The 17,456-nt window shown below is 54.4% G+C and carries 12 protein-coding genes; 6 read left to right on the top strand and 6 right to left on the bottom strand.

The window, feature by feature from the left end:
• Positions 1-122: 122 nt before the first annotated feature.
• The gene (locus HXY34_07640; GenBank protein ID NWF96002.1) at positions 123-704 is read right to left on the bottom strand and encodes a GTP-binding protein; all 582 of its coding nucleotides are present in this window, start codon (positions 702-704) and stop codon (positions 123-125) included.
• A gap of 336 nt (positions 705-1,040) precedes the next feature.
• Here HXY34_07640 and HXY34_07645 point away from each other — a divergent pair, with 336 nt between their 5' ends.
• Entirely contained in the window at positions 1,041-1,793 is a 753-nt protein-coding gene (locus HXY34_07645) for a hypothetical protein (GenBank protein ID NWF96003.1), read from the top strand.
• Here the strand turns inward: HXY34_07645 and HXY34_07650 are convergent, their stop codons facing one another.
• The gene (locus HXY34_07650; GenBank protein NWF96004.1) at positions 1,794-2,702 is read right to left on the bottom strand and encodes an SRPBCC domain-containing protein; all 909 of its coding nucleotides are present in this window, start codon (positions 2,700-2,702) and stop codon (positions 1,794-1,796) included.
• Positions 2,703-2,883: 181 nt separating this feature from the next.
• Here HXY34_07650 and HXY34_07655 point away from each other — a divergent pair, with 181 nt between their 5' ends.
• The 4 genes from HXY34_07655 to HXY34_07670 all read left to right on the top strand — a co-directional run bounded on the left by HXY34_07655 (position 2,884) and on the right by HXY34_07670 (position 11,159).
• The gene (locus tag HXY34_07655; GenBank protein ID NWF96005.1) at positions 2,884-5,307 is read left to right on the top strand and encodes a PAS domain-containing protein; all 2,424 of its coding nucleotides are present in this window, start codon (positions 2,884-2,886) and stop codon (positions 5,305-5,307) included.
• A gap of 40 nt (positions 5,308-5,347) precedes the next feature.
• Positions 5,348-8,368 carry a PAS domain S-box protein gene (locus tag HXY34_07660; protein NWF96006.1) on the top strand — a complete coding sequence of 1,007 codons (3,021 nt, stop codon included), beginning with the start codon at positions 5,348-5,350 and terminating at the stop codon, positions 8,366-8,368.
• Between the two features lie 57 nt (positions 8,369-8,425).
• Entirely contained in the window at positions 8,426-9,196 is a 771-nt protein-coding gene (locus tag HXY34_07665) for an alpha/beta hydrolase (GenBank protein NWF96007.1), read from the top strand.
• 112 nt (positions 9,197-9,308) lie between these two features.
• Complete coding sequence (locus HXY34_07670; GenBank protein NWF96008.1) at positions 9,309-11,159, top strand: PAS domain-containing sensor histidine kinase; 1,851 nt, start codon at positions 9,309-9,311, stop codon at positions 11,157-11,159.
• Here HXY34_07670 and HXY34_07675 read toward each other — a convergent pair.
• Genes HXY34_07675 through HXY34_07685 form a run of 3 tightly spaced genes read right to left on the bottom strand, consistent with a single transcriptional unit; the run spans position 11,146 to position 14,145 of the window.
• A complete protein-coding gene (locus HXY34_07675) occupies positions 11,146-11,574 on the bottom strand; it encodes a MaoC family dehydratase (GenBank protein NWF96009.1) in 429 nt (142 codons plus the stop codon). The genes HXY34_07670 and HXY34_07675 overlap by 14 nt on opposite strands.
• A 4-nt stretch (positions 11,575-11,578) precedes the next feature.
• A complete protein-coding gene (locus tag HXY34_07680) occupies positions 11,579-12,613 on the bottom strand; it encodes a 3-oxoacyl-ACP synthase (GenBank protein NWF96010.1) in 1,035 nt (344 codons plus the stop codon).
• An 8-nt stretch (positions 12,614-12,621) separates the two neighbouring features.
• Positions 12,622-14,145, bottom strand: a complete 1,524-nt coding sequence (locus HXY34_07685) for a long-chain fatty acid--CoA ligase (GenBank protein ID NWF96011.1) — start codon at positions 14,143-14,145, stop codon at positions 12,622-12,624.
• Between the two features lie 306 nt (positions 14,146-14,451).
• Here HXY34_07685 and HXY34_07690 point away from each other — a divergent pair, with 306 nt between their 5' ends.
• Positions 14,452-16,308, top strand: coding sequence for a PAS domain S-box protein (locus HXY34_07690; GenBank protein NWF96012.1), 1,857 nt, complete (start codon positions 14,452-14,454; stop codon positions 16,306-16,308).
• A gap of 4 nt (positions 16,309-16,312) precedes the next feature.
• Here the strand turns inward: HXY34_07690 and HXY34_07695 are convergent, their stop codons facing one another.
• Positions 16,313-17,152: a DUF362 domain-containing protein gene (locus HXY34_07695; protein NWF96013.1), complete on the bottom strand. Its 840-nt coding sequence runs from the start codon at positions 17,150-17,152 to the stop codon at positions 16,313-16,315.
• Between the last annotated feature and the right edge of the window lie 304 nt (positions 17,153-17,456).

Raw genomic sequence — 17,456 nt, forward strand, 5'->3', positions numbered from 1 at the left:
GAGTCTGAATGACCTAACAGTAAGAGGTTTCAGACCATTTCATCCGGGCGATGTCGAACGGGGATACAGACCGACATGCCTCGTTGCTGTCTGCATTGTTGTGGAGTCGCGTAAGACACTGGTCATCCGATGAAGCGGTCGCTCTCGCGTGACTCTGCTTCATTCATCATTCTGAGAATCTCGGTGAAGGCCTCTTTGACATGATGCCCGGTCTTTGCACTCGTTTCCATGAACGCGGCCGGGACGCTGAGCTTATTCATGAAGTATCGTGTGAACTCCTCGCCCTCTTCGGGAGTCACATGTTCAGTACTTGACGAGTCTCGCAGGTCGGTCTTGTTACCGATGATAATCGTGGGGGGTAGCTTGCCCATGTTCTTGTAAGCCTCGACCAGCCACTTCGATGCATTGTCAAACGAACGTCGGTCGACAACAGAGTAGACTAGGAGGATGCCATTGCTTCCGTGATAATAATGACCTCGCACTTTCTCGAAGGAAGGCTGCCCGGCCAAGTCCCAGAGAATGAACTTGACAATCTCTTGGTTGAACAGGACTCGCTTTGTTGCAAGGTCGACTCCTATCGTAGCGAGATGCCCTTCTATGAAGTCCTCTCCTAGGTAGTTGCGTCTGATGGAGGTCTTTCCAACAGCTCCATCCCCAATCAGCACCGCCTTGAAGATCTTGCTACCGTCGTCCTGGTCTCTCACGGTTTGATTCTCCGTTTCGTGCGCCTGCCGAGTGGTGACGTTCCGGGACACCACTCCTTCCATTGGTCCTGTGAATGTGTAATCTACAACTTAAGGTTAGCGACTTGATGCAATTGGATTCCAGCACACGCCGCTTGACTCCGGATATTGCTGTTCTACATGACCAAGGGCGGCTCGGCTAATCCGTGAGTCTGTGTGCAGACTGGAGCGCGATCGTGGCGGCCGGTATTTCCATCGAGCGATGCGGGTCCATTGACTTTGAGAACATCGCCCTCAACGCAAGGCTTGTATGTGAGCAACAGACAAAAGGCGGGTTGCACGGTTGTTGTGTCCAGTATGGTAGAGCTAGTCTTTGGAGCGCTGAGCACGACCGATGTCCTGCTGGCCCTTCTCACAGGGGTGTTGGCATCTCTATGTCTGGCAATCGCATTCATGATGGCCAAGCGGAACATGGCAAGATGGATACCGAGGAAGTTTGTACACATCTCGACTGGCAGTGTGATTGGCCTGACTGTTGTGGCCTACTCCAATCTCAGCGGTCCAGCTCTTGCTGCAGGCATCTTCCTGACGCTGCTCTCATATGCGTGGGCTCACAGAAGCACTCTGATTCAGGAGCTGCTGATGGCCGGTAGTAGAGAGGGCGAGACCAGCTTCAGTACGTTTGCCGCAGGGTTCATGGGTATGCTCTCCTTTGCTCTTTCATTTCTCGTCTTTCTGCCTCGACCCGAGATCTTCGTGGCTGCTATTCTCGTAGTTGCATGGGCGGATGCCTCGGGCGAGGTCATTGGAAGGACACTTGGTGGAAAGTACCTCCCCAGGCTACAGACCGGCAAGTCGGTCGAGGGAAGTCTTGCTGTGATGCTGTTTTCACTTCTCTCAATGCTTGTTGCGCTCGCGCTCTACTCAGACACCTGTACGCTCTGTGTGGTGCCACGACTCCTGGTCATAGCACTGGGCGTGGCAGCCACGGAGTTCTTCAGTCGCAGGTGGTTGGACAACTTCCTCCTGCCTCTTGTGACATCCACAATGCTGTGGCTTCTTGTTTTTCCGACGATGCCTCTTCTCGGGCTCTACGTCATGTTCGGATGACTATATGGTTCCCCCATACTCCACACTTATGGCGGACTCACCCAGCTCGCAGACGAGCTTGAGTTGGCTCAGAATGCTCGACCAACCTATCTCATAAGGAACTACCCTCTCAGGGTCTTTGAAGCCATAGTGATGCAGGCTGACGAGCGTGCTCTGCTCCACCTGCTCGAATCTTATGTTCACTCTGGTTTCTGGTTCGTCGCCATAGGCCCAGGAGAACTCAATCTCCTTGTCTGGAACAAGCTTGGTGAATACCACCGGACCCTTTCCCTCCGCCCACCAAGTGTAGATGCCACCGTATCTTCTATCTACAATGGGTTTCTCCGCTCTTATGAAGTGGCGCAGCTTGTCAGGGTTAGTAAAGACATCGTATGGAATTGAGGGGGGTGTCCGGCAGAGAAGACTGAGTCTCACATCTGTTGAATCATACCTTGTGACTCTCAGCGGATGATAGTTCCTGTAGTTGAATCTCAGAGCGGGCTCGCCCAGCTCAAGTACGGACCTGAAATTGGCTAAGAGATTCATCCAATGCTCAGGAAGATGGAAAGGCTCGGCCGAGACCGGAATTGCTCCATGCCTGACTTCTAGATGGGTGCCGGGCGCTATAGGTGTCATCTTCATCAAGAACAAGGTCTCTGCACCGAGTATCGGCCAACTGCAAAGGAGCGCCTGATTCTTGCGCACCCTCTTTATGGTCCACGTGTCTCCAATCTCTCCGGTAGTTGGAGCATTCTCCCCCAAGAATCTGATAGTGCCTCCCTCTCTGATTTCTGCGCTGATCTCATTTCCAAGCCACTGAAGCATCACAAGGGGGTCTACGAGCTTCTCCCAGACCTCTGGTACGGGCCTGAATACTCTCGTGGTGAGTCTGATTACCGGCATCGTGTCCTTCGCTGATATTGTTGCCATGGTCCCTCACCTGCTTCCTGATGTGGTGTTGTTCAATTAGCTCCTTTCTGACCATATGAGACTTAGTTGTCTGTCCTAAATGGACTCTTATGCCGCCTAAGAAAAGACTATCTTGTGTTACATTGATGCCTGCCACTTGTCTGCCACTGCACGGACTAGACCATATACAGGAGTCATGGAATTGACTGGTGGATCTCAGGAGCGCGTCAAATCCTGGATTAGTACGATTCAAGACATGCGGCGCCAAGGGCAGACTGGTGTCATCATACTGGCAGATGGATTAGTCGCTCATTTGGATGAGACTGCCTGTAGTCTCATTGGCAGACCCGCCGAGTCAATGATTGGAGCATCCTGCACAGATGTGGCGCAGTGGCTCTGTACCACCATGGGATTGCAGTCATGCGACCAGTTCAGTTCGTTCCTTTCTGGTCTTGGTCAAGACGATACGATTACCATCCCACGGTCAGTCGAGGGTCGCAATCAAGCTGACGTAATCATGACGAGAATTGCCGTCAAGTGCCGCACGACTCGTATCGTGATCGTGTTGGTATCTTGTCCCTGCTTGGACCCACGGTTGGCTTTCCGTGCCGGGGCCAGCAGCGTGGTGTACCGTGACCTGTTCGAGCGAAACCCGGCGGCCATATGGGAAGAGGACTTCTCCGCGACCAAACTGCTACTCGACCGGCTTCAGCTGGAGTCTCCCGGGAACATCAGGGAGCGCTTGCAATCCAACCCCGACCTTCTAGACTCCTGTGTCAGAAGCATCCGTGTCATCCGGGCTAACAGGGCTGCGGCTGAGCTTCAAGGCGTCAAGTCACCTCAGGAACTGATTGGGAGCTTGAGTGAAGTGCTCTCTCCTGAGGGTCGCGTGGCAATGATTGAGGAGCTGGCCTTGCTTGCTGAGGGCGTTCGGAACTTCAACATCCATTCAGTCGTGAAGGCCCCTGACGGAGTCAGCCGAAACGTCAGGCTGCAGATATCGGTGCCAGATGAGTTTGCACACACTCTTGAACGGGTGCTTGTCACAATGTATGACATCAGCGACCTCATCTCATTGGAACGCGAGCTGCAGCGGGACTCGAGAGCATATGCTGCAGTGGCAGAAGCGGCATCCAGCGAAGGCACGCTGAAGGAACTATGCGAGAGAGTTCTGGCCGCAGTGGTCCAGTTGGTGGATCATGAACTCGGGGTCATCCGGCGATACGACCGGGTCTCTGAGTCGCTGGTGCTTCAGGCGGCGATTGGTTTTCGTGCTGATGAGATTCACCAGGCTGTGTCTGTGAACGATGACAAGCACTTTGCTTCTGAGGTCGCCAGAACCCGTCAGCCCAAGTTTGTACATGACTCTTCTGATTACTCTCCAAGGATGAGAGAACTGGGTGTGAAGTGTGCCATATTCTGGCCTGTACTGAAGGCGAATGGCAAGTTGTGGGGCGTTCTGAACCTTGCCACGAGAAGGGACCGCGTTCTTTCCGAGTCGGACCGAAGGTTCTTTGAGATAATTGCCCACCTGTTCGGACAGGTCATCGAGAGAAAGACGGTGGAAGAACAGCTCAGGGAGAGTCAAGCGATACTCCGCAGCTTTGCCGATGCCACGCCAGGTCCGGTGTTTATCAAGGACAATGAACTGCGACTGCTCTTCATCAACGAGTATATGAGAAGAGGAGTCCTTGAAGAGACATGGATTGGCAAGACTGACGCACAGCTTCTTCCTGCTCGGATGGCACAACGCTCCATGGCGGAAGACAAGGAGGTGTTGGCGCATGGAGCGCGGAGTTTTGAGCAGATGCTGGCTGATGAGTCCAGTGGCGGTGTCAGATACTTCAAGGCCTTCAAGTTCCCAATTCATGTGCATGGTCGTCCTCCACTCCTAGGAGGCTTCTCGCTGGACATAACAAAGGAGCGCATGGCTGAGAAGAGAGCTGAAGAAGCAAGAAGCAGAGCCGAGTTCTTGCTTGACCTCATAGGTCATGACCTCAACAACATGCATCAAGGAATCATGACTGGGCTTGAGCTTATGTTGCGCAGTCCTCTGTTCCCATCGGAGCTGAGGGATCTGGCGGAGAGTTCTCTATCCCAAGTGACGCGGAGCATATCGCTAATCGATAATGTTCGCAAGTTCGCCCTTGTTGACAGGGGCACTTCGCATGTTCTTCCAGTTGACCCCTACGACGAACTGCAAGCAGCTATAGTCTTGTTGCAGCAGTCCTTTCCAGATCAGGCAATTGCCCTTGAATGTGGTGTTCACAGCGGCGAGTTCCTGGTCCTTGCCGATGGTCTGTTGAAGGAGGTCTTCTACAACCTCTTACACAACGCCGTCAAGGTGTCTCCCATCACCCCTCCCCGGATTCGAATTGTCGCATCGAAGGACGAGGCAGGCATGGTTGAGTTCAGATTTGAAGACTGGGGTCCTGGGATGAGCGATGCTCTCAAGTCCAGCGTCTTCACTCGTCTTGAGCTGCCCCGTGGGTCAGGCATGGGGTTGACGTTGGTCAAGCGAATCATTGACTCATATGCGGGCCAAGTGTGGGCCGAGGACCGAGTGAAAGGTGACCCGTCCCAGGGAACTAGTTTCGTGGTGAAGCTTCGACAGGCGTCTAGTTGATGCGGTCTTCCCACGTTCAGAACTGGACCGCACACCAGCTATGGTTATCAGGTCGTTTGAGACCTTCGCTGACGCGAACTCCAATGTGGTGCCTACTCTGATACACAAGTCCGCCTCTGACTCACGCACGGATCAGTATGCACTGATACTCGATGCTTTAGGTGACGCGATACATGTCGTGAACCGTGACCTGCAAATCCTGTTCTGCAACAAGAGGTTCCTCGACTGGTTGACGCTTCTCGATTTGAGTCCAGACATCCTCGGGAAGACTGTGAAAGAGGCGTTTCCGTTTTTGGATCAGGAGGTGATGGACCAGTATATGCAGGTGTTCAACACTGGCGAGACAATGGTCACTGTCGAGGAGAACTCCGTTCACAGGCGTCTCGTTGTGACTGAGACTCGTAAGATACCTATCATGCATGACGGTCAGGTAGTGCAGGTGGTCACGGTCATGCGCGACCTCACAAGTGAAGTTGAAGCGCACAATGCTCTCGTTGAGTCTGAGCGAGAGTACCGGATGATATTCGACACTGCAGCGGACGAGATATACATCCATGACCTGAATATGCGCATACTGTCAGCGAACGTTGCCGCGTGTACCCGACTGGGCTACTCTCGCAGCGAGCTCACGCGCATGACAATCCACGACATAGTAGATTCTGACTCTCGGGCTGCCATTCCTGATAGACTGGCGCGGCTGACGAAGAACGGCCAGCTCAGTTTCGAGTCAAGCCATGTGACGAGAACAGGAGAGGTCTATCCCGTCGAGGTCAAAGCTAGGCTTCTGGAGTACAGGGGTGAGATTGCGGTGATGAGCATAGCGCGGGACCTCACCGTCAAGAAGTCCATCGAGACAGAGCTGGAGGAGCTGACTCAGAGATTCGAGGTCTTTGCAGACAGCGTTCCAGGTCCTGTGTTCATCAAGGACTCTCACTCGGTCAACCTCTATGTGAACAAGTACATGAGAGAAGTACTGGGCCTCGGAGACTGGGTGGGAAAGCATACTAGTGACGTCCTCCCATCGGACAAGGCTGCCGAGCTGATAGCGACCGACGTGCGAGCGCTTGAGGAGGGGCATGCCGAAGCCATCCACACCCTGACTGGCAAGGACGGCACGACTCGGCACTTTCAGACATTCAAGTTTTCCATTCCTCGTGCCCGTGGAGCTCCACTCATAGGCGGCATTTCGATTGATGTGACTGAGCTAGAGCGGGCAGAACGGGCGCTGAGGGAGAGTGAAACACGCTATCGACTTCTCTATGAACACCTGTCTGACGCCTTGTTCCTCACCGATGCTCAGGGCAGAGTGGAAATGGCGGGCAAGATGGCTGAAGTCATGTTCAGGTATTCCTCTGCCGAACTCATTGGGATGATGTTCACAGACCTAATGGCCCCGGAGAGCCGGGAACAAGTCACTCGTTTCTTCCAAGATGCCTCATGCCGCGATGCCATCAGTCGAGTCGGCCTGCAGGCAAAGGGGTTGCGTGCTGATGGTTCCACTTTCTCGCTTCACATGACCAACAATATCCGGTGCGACTCCGATGGCCGCCCGCTTGGTTACCAGTTCCTGATTCGAGACATCACTGATAGCCAGATGAAGGAGGAGGAACTGGCCCGTAGCGAGAGCATGTACCGGGCTCTCTTTGAGCAGAACAACGATGCAGTCTTCATAGTTCGGCTTGATGGTACCTACGCGGCAGTCAACAATCAAGCCTGCCGGCTCCTCGATTGTCCTGAGGAAAGACTTGTCGATCATATTGCCCTCGACTTCGTTCCCTCGTCCGAGATGCCGCTCGCGATGGAGCGAGTAGAAAGGCTCATGCGCGGCGAAGAGGTGCCTCTGTTCGAGCAGCAGATGGTCCGGTGCGACGGCAGCAGAGTGCCCGTGGAGGTGAAGGTCTCGCTGATAAGGGGTGAGAACGACCAGCCATTGTTCTACCAGACGATTGTCCGTGACATAACGAAACGGAAGATGTCCGAGTCTGAACTCAGGAAGTCCCAGCAACAACTGCAGGTGATATTCGATACCATCCATGATGGTATAGTCATGGCAGACGAACACATGACAATTGTCGCAGTGAACCCTGCGGTCAAGCGGCTGTTCGGTTACGAACCTGAAGACCTCAGAGGCAAACCATATGACCTGCTTTTGGCCCCCGCTCAGCACAAACAACACGACGCTGTCGCGTCAGAGGACCGGTTGCTCAGAGATGGATTCTTGGACCAGGAAACAATCGTCCTGGTCAGAAAGAACGGCGAGACCTTTCCTGCGTCGTATTCTGTTTCTGTGATTCGTGACCAAGACGGTAGCTTCAAGGGTCTGATAGGAAGCATACGAGACATCACAGACCTGACGCGGGCTCAGCGAGAGCTGGAGGAAGCACGAAGCAGAGCAGTCTTCTTCAACGACCTGTTGACACATGACCTGAACAATATCCATCAAGGCGTGCTCGTCGGTTTGGAGCTTCTTCTGTTGGACGACACCCTGCCTTCATCGTTGCGAGGACAGATCTCAGTGGTGTTCGAACAGATAAGGAGGGCGATAAACCTCACGGTGAATGTGAGAAAGCTCTCGAACATCGAACGGACACCGCGACTGGACCACGAATACAACCTTCGTGTTGCATTGGGAGAGGCCGCGCATCTTGTCAGAGCCGCGTTTCCTCACAAGGTGCTGACCCTGAACATACACTCTGATGGTGCTGATGCCATTCTCATCGGCGATGAGTTCGCTCTGGACCTCTGGTACAACCTCCTGCACAACGCAGTGAAGTTCGACCCATCTGACGCAGTAGTGGTCGATGTCAGCTTTGTCAGAAGCAGCGATGGCAAGCGCCTTCAGGTTCGCGTGATGGATCACGGCCCGGGCATAAGAGACGAGATGAAGTCACACGTCTTCGACAGACTTGAGTCCGGAAGCGTACACGGTAGAGGCATCGGTCTCACATTGGCCAAACGAATCACAGAACGCTATGGTGGCAGAATCTGGGTCGAAGACCGAGTGTCAGGTGACCCCGCTCAAGGGGCCTGCATGGTTGTAGAACTTCCTCTTCCCATCTAGAAGGAGGTACAAGGGCCTTATTAGGCTCCTGTCTGTCCGCATTGCGAGGTGCCACAAGTGGAGAAGCTGGTCACTGAGAGTAGTGAGATAGCCTATGCAGTCAGCGGCAACCCACAGGGTCCAAGGGTTGTTCTCATACACGGCCTATTCCTGAACAGTGACTGCTGGGAGAACCAACTTCCAGCTCTTGAGAAAGAGTACTGTGTGCTAAGATTCGACCTCTACGGTCACGGACGCTCCACGAGACCGAGAAAGAAGTTCACAGTCCGCAGCTATGTGAAAGAGCTGGCACGGCTGTTGGACCATCTGAAATGGACTGAAGTGCTTGCCATGATTGGGCACTCACTGGGAGGGATGGTTGCCCTGGTCTACGCACTGGACAACCCACTAAGGGTGAAGAAGCTTGTAATCGCAAGCTCCTACTGCTTTGTCAGCAACGAAGCCGTTACTGATGTGATGAGCCGGGTCAGTGGGAATCCACTCGACAAGTTTGCCATCGGGATTGCAAAGAGAGGTCTCGTTCCATACGATGAGGCCACTGCCAAGAAGATAGCCGCCATGGTGGTTGACCACATGTCTCGGGACGATGCCCTATTTGCTACGGCTGCGTCTGCCGGCTTCAACATCTGCCAAGAGCTGAGAGGACTGCGAATCCCTACTCTACTTCTGGTTGGCGAGAAGGACATCACGACACCAGTATGGGCATCCGAAATGCTGCACGAGTGGCTCCCAGACTCGACTATCAAGACACTGAAAGGCGCAGGTCACCTTCTGATATACGACCATCCTGCCGAGTTCAACAGTCTCGTGTTGGAATTCCTTAGATGATACGCCAGCAGTAGTGTTTTATTGCTCTGTGCGTTTCATATGTGGGCATCAACGGGTTCCGGGTTGGACCTACTTCGCCTACGGGAGCTGTTGCAAAGAGGCGCAAGAAGTCATGAGTGATTTCGAACATCCCAATGACCGCCGAGCCACAGAGGCGCTTCGAGCCCTTGCCGACTCGTCCCCTCTTGGCTACGTCCTCATCAAGTCTGGCCGGGTCATATACGCCAACAAGGCTCTCTGCGAAATGCTTGAGATTCCGCCCGACCTTATACAGGGGATGCAGGTGCATGAGCTGACATCCCGGCTTGGACCGGGCGAACGTGAGACGGCTCTGGATGGATACTCGCGTGCCGCCGCGGGGGAGAGACTGAACGGCTGGTGGCGGTACACGGTCTCCCGAAGCAGTGGAAGCTTGATTACGCTCTCAGTGATGGCGACTGCGGTGGGTGAAGGCGAAGATGCAGTGATACAGACCATCGTTGAGGACATCACTGAGAGAGCACGTCACGAGGAGAAGGCACAGCTCTACAATGAGATATTCAGTAACTCGATAGAACCCATGGCCATACTGAGTCCGGAGGGTGCGTACCTGCAGCAGAATGCCTCACACCAGATGCTCTTTAGGTACTCCGACAATGAGATTGCGGGAATGAGCCCGGCCATTCACTTGGGTCATGACTGCTTCTCCGCGATAATGGCCGAGCTGACAACCAATGGCAGATTCAGAGGAGTAGTGTCTGCCCGCGCCAGAAATGGCTCGCCCATACAAGTGGATGTGTCTGCGTTTCCTGTCAGAGACTCCGAAGGTCATGTACGACAGATTGTGACAATCAGTCACGACATGACCGAGCTCATCCAGACTCAGGCGGCACTCAAACAGTCTGAGCGAGAAAAGCAGCTAATCTTCGACGCTCTTGATGAACATGTGAACCTCTACCGAGACCGGGGGATGCGACTGGCGGCGTGCAATCAGGCAGCCGCAGACTCTCTGGGTCTTTCAAAGGACCAGCTGATTGGACAGCACTGCTACAGACTGTGGCATGGCAGGGATGCCCCGTGTGAAGACTGTCCGGTCCTGAAGGCATTCGAGACCAGTGCGGCTCAGCATGGGATTGTTCACACCCCTGACGGTCGAACGTGGTCCATCCGTGGTCAACCCGTGAGAGATGAGACCGGTGCGCTGATCGGTGCGGTCGAGGTCACAAGGGACATCACAGCGCAAGTCCATGCTGAACGCGAGTTGAAGGAAGCGAGAGAGAGAGCCGAGTTCTACAACGACCTGATGGTCCACGACATCACCAACATACATCAGGGCGTGGTGATGGCGCTAGAACTGGCACAGGACACGGCTTCGCTTCCCCCGATGGCGAAGGATCTGCTGGCCCGTGCCATAGAGCAGCTGCAGAGGGGGATCCGACTGATTGCAAACGTCCGGAGGTTCTCTCAGGTGGAGGTGGAGCCAATTGCTCTCCGGCCGGTCGATCTCATTTCCACTATGACGGCCGTCACACGCTTCGTGAAGAGCTCATTCCCTTCGAAGGAGTTCGACATATCAGTGGACATCCCTCAGAACTGCCGTGAGGTGATGGCTGACGACTTCCTCTTTGATGCCCTTGCAAACGTCTTCCACAACTCGGCAAAGCACGACTCCAGCACGAGAGTCGCGATTGAGGTGACTGCATCAGTTCATGGAGACGGTGACTTCATGAATCTCCGCATTGCGGACCACGGTCCGGGATTCGACCCTGAGCGCAGAGACTTGATACTGTCACGACTCGAACACGGCTATCGCGGCACATCCGGGGTTGGCCTTGTGCTCGTGAAGTATGCCATGGAGCGATACGGTGGACAGCTGGACATCACAGATCGTGTGGTTGGAGACCCCACACAGGGTGCAGTGATTCAGTTGAGGCTTCCGCTGGCAAGACAGAGAGCCTCTGCGCCAGATTCTACGCCCTCATGATGCTGACCACCGCTTCGCCATCGAGCACGACCTCTCTGTCCTGATTAGTGCAAGTCGTGGCAAGCGTTATTCTCTGTCTCTCATCGTCCTTCGCAACCACTTCGACGTGTGCAGTGATGGTGTCTCCTATTCGGACTGGCCTGCGGAACTTCATACTCTGTCCGAGGTATATGGTACCTGCCCCGGGAAGCTTCATGCCTATTACTGCACTGATGTATGCCGCCGTCAGGATGCCGTGGGCAATCCTGCCTTTGAACATGGTAGTCTCAGCCCACTCATGGTTGAAGTGGAGAGGATTGAAGTCGCCGCTCAGTTCACCGAACTTCCTTATGTCCTCATCCGTCACGGTGTGAGTAATCTCCGCCCACTGTCCGACTTGAATCTCAGAGTATGTTGCCATCCGTACTTTGTCCATGCCTTTAGTCCTCCGGTTCGACAGGTCCCCACTTGATTGTCAGTGCGTTCCACGCCCAGCCAATTCCGGCTGCCGTCATGACGACCACATCGCCGTCCCTGATTCTACCGCTCTTTATCCCCTCTTCAATGGATACTATCGCGTCATTCTGACCCATGTGACCCCACTCTGAGAAGTAGCATGACTGCTCATATGGATCCACTCCGAGTTCCTTTGCCACAAACTCGAATGCACTTCGCTTCATCCTGATTAGAGCGAGATAATCGATGTCCTCTCGTCGATAGCCGCTTCTCGTCAACGAGTCGTCAACCACTCGAATGAAGTTCTCCATCGACAGTCGGTCCAGTCGTCTCTTGAGACCCTCAGGGTCTGGTACATCCAGGTAGTTGAGTCTCTTCTCAAGAGCTTCGCATGTCAACGGCATGACAGTCCCACCTGCGGGAACATACACGTCTTCCGAGAAGCGGCCGTCAGAGATGACACTGCCCTCAAGGACTGCATTTCTGTCATGTCCCGCCTTCAGGACTACCGCCACCCCACTGGCTGCGAGGTCATGCATGAAGCGTGTGCGGATGTTTGAGTAGTCTATCAGGTCGCAGTTTCTGTAGCCACTGGCAATCAGAACTCTACAGTATCCGCCTGTCAGCATCATCGACTTGGCAATCATCATGGCGACGACCATTGTTCCACAACGCTGGTTGATGTCAAAGGCCCAAGCTCTTGTTGCTCCCACTTCGCCTTGTAGCTTGATTCCATATGTCTGCATTGGATGCTCGGCGTAGACCTCGCCAGCCCATATCACAAGGTCGATGTCCTCTGCGGGGTTGATGCCCGCTCTCTCTATGGCGATCTTGGCCGCTTTCACAGCCATCGCCACAGTATGGTCACCGGGTCCGGGGACCGCCTTGCTCTCAAGCCCTATCTTGGTCCTCAACACATCTACAGGTGTGCCGGAGCACTGTGATATGTACTCGGCAGTGTGGCGCTCAGGCGGTATGTAGCAACCTATGGCTTCAATCCCTACAGTGTTGGAACCCATGGTACTCCCTACCTCAACTCACGCTTCAGTATCTTGCCAGCCGCGCTCTTGGGAAGCGAGTCTCTGAACTCGTAGACTTTCGGTATCTTGTATCTGGCGAGCCTTCCCTCCAAGAACGCACGAAGCTCTTCATCTGTCACAGTCTTTCCCGGCTTCCTGACCACCACCGCCTTGCCGACTTCTCCCCACTTCTCGTCAGGAATACCGACTACTGCGGCCTCAAGAACGGCGGGATGCTGATAGAGCACCTCTTCTATCTCTGTCGGGAAGACGTTCTCGCCCCCGGAGATGAACATGTCCTTCTTGCGTCCCACAATGAAGTAGAACCCTTCTTCATCTCTCGTGGCCAGGTCTCCGGTGTGAACCCACCCATCCGGTTCGATTGTCTTCGCTGTCTCCTGTGGTTCATCCCAGTAGCCGGAGAAGATGTGTGGGCCTCTCAGTAGAAGCTCACCGACTGTCCGGTCAGAGACCGGTCTGCCATCGTCATCGACTATCTTGACATCACAGTGAAAGACTGGAAAGCCGACAGAACTCGGCTTCCGGCGAATCTCACTCTCGGGAAGATAGAAGTTGTTGGGACCGACTTCCGTGAGACCGTACCCCATCTTGAATGGTTTGCCTCGTGCCCAGTAGGGCTCCATCACTGCGACCGGGCACGGTGCTCCACCACTAATGAAGACTCTGACGCTGCTGAAGTCTGTTGTGCCAAACTGAGGCAGCTGTGACATCATCTGGAACATGGTGGGAACACCAATGACCACCGTGCACTTCTCCGACTCGATCGTCCTGAGTGTAGCAGCGGGGTCGAAGTCTCCCATCAAGACTGTCTTGGCCCCAAGATGGAAGAAGGGTAGCAGGAGCACGTTCCACCCACCCGTGTGAAACAGCGGAAAGAGAAGCGGCTGCACATCATCAGGCCGCAATCCCCATGAGACGATGGTGTTCACGGAGTTCCAGAAGACAAGACGGTGTGAAAGGACCGCTCCTTTTGGCAGACCCGTCGTCCCCCCGGTGAACACTATCATGGCAGCATCATCCATGTCGAGTTCGGTCCTCTCCAAGGGCGTGCCGGGTTGATCATGGGCCAGCTCAGCGAGTGATTCGCCTCTGTGGTCTTGGGACGGTACCATTGGCATTACTCTCCTCACGTCAGCAGGGTTCCAGACCTGGGAAAACATGCTCTCTATGGTCGTGTCATAGAGGAAGAGCTTGGGGTCCGTCTTCGCTACAAGATAGTCAATCTCTCTCTTTGCCAGCCTGATGTTGAAGGGCACGAATATCGCGCCAGTCTTTCCACAGGCAAAGAACAGGTCCAGAAGCTCGACTCGGTTCTTGGAGTAGGTGGCTACCCTGTCACCCTCTTGGATTCCGGCACTAAGCAGAGCCCGTGCATACTGATTGGCCCTCGTGTCCATCTCCGCGTAGGTATACCTCTGTCCCGTGACGAACTCGAACACGGCTTCCTTGTTTGGTGTGAGAGTGGCTCGACGAGCTGTCCAGTCACCAATCCATGCATAGTGTTCTACCAATGACCTACCTGCCTCACTGTCGGAGCGATGCTGGTGCCTTTCGCGCAGGGATTTGAAAGGGTTTTGGTTTCTCCAGTGCCTTGCCTGCTGAAGTCTATTACGTGCTTCGCGGAGTGAATGGTGCATTGTGGTACAACTGACTCACTGCGGAAAGTGGACAGTGCGATTGTCCGTCGCTCCTCGCAGTGGGCCGCCGACTAGTTCGCTGTTCTACCTCAATCTGTGAACGAACAGGAATAATCAAAAGGCAACGATTTCCACTCAATACCATCTTGTTGTGTCCGCGCACGTACGGGAGTGCGAGAAATGACCGGTCCTATCCACACTGACGAGAAGCGAGGTAGCGGTAGCACGCACCTGAAGAGCGACATTCTGTACAGACTTCTCGTAGACACAATGAATGATGCACTTGTGGTTGCGGACGCGGACTCAGTCATCACCTATGCGAATCAGCGCTTCTGCGAGATACTAGGCTACACTATGGGTGAGGTATTGGGCTCCAACTTGAGGAAGTTCATTGACGAAGACAACTGGTTGACTGTCGAGGAGGAGACCAAACGACGGCGGAAGGGTGAGTCATCAGCCTACGAGATTGAGTGGATACACTGGACAGGAGAGCGTGTGCCGACGATTGTGTCCGCTTCACCACTGATGGACGACAAGGGCACCTTTGTCGGTTCGTTTGCTGTGGTGACTGACATCACAGAGATACGCAAGACTGCGACGGAACTCAGACAGTCTAGGGAGATGCTCAGACTTGTCATAGACTCGATTCCGGAGTCGGTGTTTTGGAAGGACCAGACCCTGACGTATGTGGGATGCAACACCAACTTTGCCATGCTTGCATGCGTGGGCAAGCCAGAGGACATAGTTGGCAGGAGGGACTCAGACCTTGGATGGCCCGACAACCAGAGAGAGCAGTTCACAGAGGCCGACAGGAGCGTCATGAAGTGTGACGAGCCCACTTACAGGATAGCACAGACGTTGCTCACTCCGGATGACAGGGAGCTCACGGTTGAGATAAGCCGAGTGCCTCTCCATGACGCAAAGGGAAACGTGATTGGAATACTGGGTACGATTCATGACATCACTCAGAGGCGTGCCAAGGAGGAGGAAGTGCGTCGTTCGGAACAGAAGTACCGCGCACTGGCAGAGCACAGTATGCAGGGAATCAGCATTCTGACTTCCAGAGGTTTCGGCTATGTGAATCGTGCTTTTGCTCAGATTGTTGACCGCTCGGTCGACCAGCTTCTCAGCATGACTATCGACGAAGCGTGGAGCCTTGTGCATCCTGACGACAGACCCATGATGAGAGAGCGCATCGACGCGCGTGTGGCCCGCCGTCCTCTGTCCCCTTCGTATCAATACAGACTGCTGAGACCGGATGGCGAAGTGAGATGGGTAGAGAGTTTTGCGACCCCGATAGAATACGGTGGTGAGATCGCAGTCCAGACGGTCCTTGTAGACATCACCGATCGAAGGCAAGTGGAACGGGAAGTCAGGGCGGCCAATGAACGCGCATCGCTCTACTTGGATCTCATGTCTCACGACATACGCAACCAGATGCAGGTCATACTCAGCAGTGCGGCATTGCTCAGAGAAGCTGAAGATGACGAGATGAGAGCATCCTTCTATGAGATCATTTCGAGCTCAGTGCAGCGATGTTCTCGCATGATTGAGGAAGTGAGGTCCACAGAGCGCCTAGCGATGGCCCCCCTCGGTGAGCGGTCACTACACAGGTCGCTCAAGCTCTGTGTCGATGCCCTGAGCAGTAGGTCCCATTCTGCGGTCTTTCAGACCAATCTTCAGACGGATGAGGCTTTGATTCTGGCCGATGACTTCCTTGAGCTCATGCTCACGAACATACTCATGAATGCAGTCGAGCACAATCCGAAGGAGACGAAGCATGTGTGGGTGTCACTGGTGGAGCACGGGGACAGCTATGTTGTGACAGTGAGCGACGATGGTCCGGGCATTCCGGATGCCAACAAGGCGGGCCTCTTTGACCAAGCACGGCGCTTCGGCGGGCTCGGTCTTCACCAGGCGACCCAGATTGTGGAGAAGTACGGCGGCACACTTGAGGTATACGACCGGGTACCAGGTGACTATCGGCAAGGTGCAGAGTTCAGAATCACAATCCCGCGTCACCACAGACCCGCGTGAAGACCTATTCTCTCAGTACTCTGATTTCCCTCTCGTTGAGCGGGCCGATGCCGAGTGTGGCTGCGTGTCTGATCTGTGGTAGCGACCAAGTGTCTTCCTTGATTCGGTTCTCTGCATGATACGCCCTGAGTATGTCAACAGCATGGGCATCAATCGCGAGCATGTTGTTGGAGGCTAGCACCAGGTTTGGACTCACGACTTCGCCGCGGGCAGGTCCTCCAGTGACGAACGCTCTGCGTCCATCCATCACAATCAGCGTAGGCCTGAAGTATGAGGCCAGCTCGACACACTTCTCTTCCAGATGTCGTGCGTGCATCTTTAATCGGTCGCTTGGCTTCACCCACCCGACAAACATCTTCATTGACATGGTGAATCTCGCGAACCTGTGCGTCTTGAGGCAGGGCGCGAGGACAAGCGTTCCCACGTCCGTGACCGAGGCTCCGACAGACACGGTCTTGAGGTACTTCCCTTTGGGTATCCTCACCCGCTTCCAGTCGTGCTCGTCGAGATAGACCAGCTCCGCACCAAGCTCTGATGCGACCGTGGCCAGTCCGTTCTTCTCGGCGACTGCACGTGTGGAGAGCGAGAACATTGAGCTCTCCACTATTCTCAGTTCTCCCGTACCCGCATTGAGAAGGGCCTCACCCAGTGCCTTGATGAACTGAGGGTCGCTGGACGCAGGAAAGGGGTCTGCAGTGTTGAGGTTAGGTTTCAACGTCACGACTTCATCCTCATTGACGAAGCGTTTCAACCCGCCCAGCAAGCCCACCGCTCGCTCAATGGAGTGCCTGAGATCCTGCGTCGCCTGCACTTCCGCGACGTCGTACGCGTGCTGTTGGCTCATCACCGTTGTCCCTCGGAATACGACAGAGTGAAACACAGAACGTAGTCCACAAGAAAACGGTACTCATATGTACTCAGGTTCTGCAGCAGGGTGAGCAGCAGCTGCCCAGAAGTCGGACAATCTTGGACATCACTGCGTGGTGCATATATACCTCGGTGCGGGAACTGAGAGCTCGAGGTCGGTTAGACACCTCATGAGACCTCGAGGAGTGACCCCAGTGCCGTCTCCTGGGAGTGACAAGACTCCTGTGTCAAACTTTGTCCAACTAAAAATGAACGGTGAGAGCTGGATACTCGTGGGCGCG

It is taken from the genome of Candidatus Thorarchaeota archaeon (assembly GCA_013388835.1).
In the GTDB taxonomy this organism is placed as follows: Archaea; Asgardarchaeota; Thorarchaeia; order Thorarchaeales; family Thorarchaeaceae; genus JACAEL01.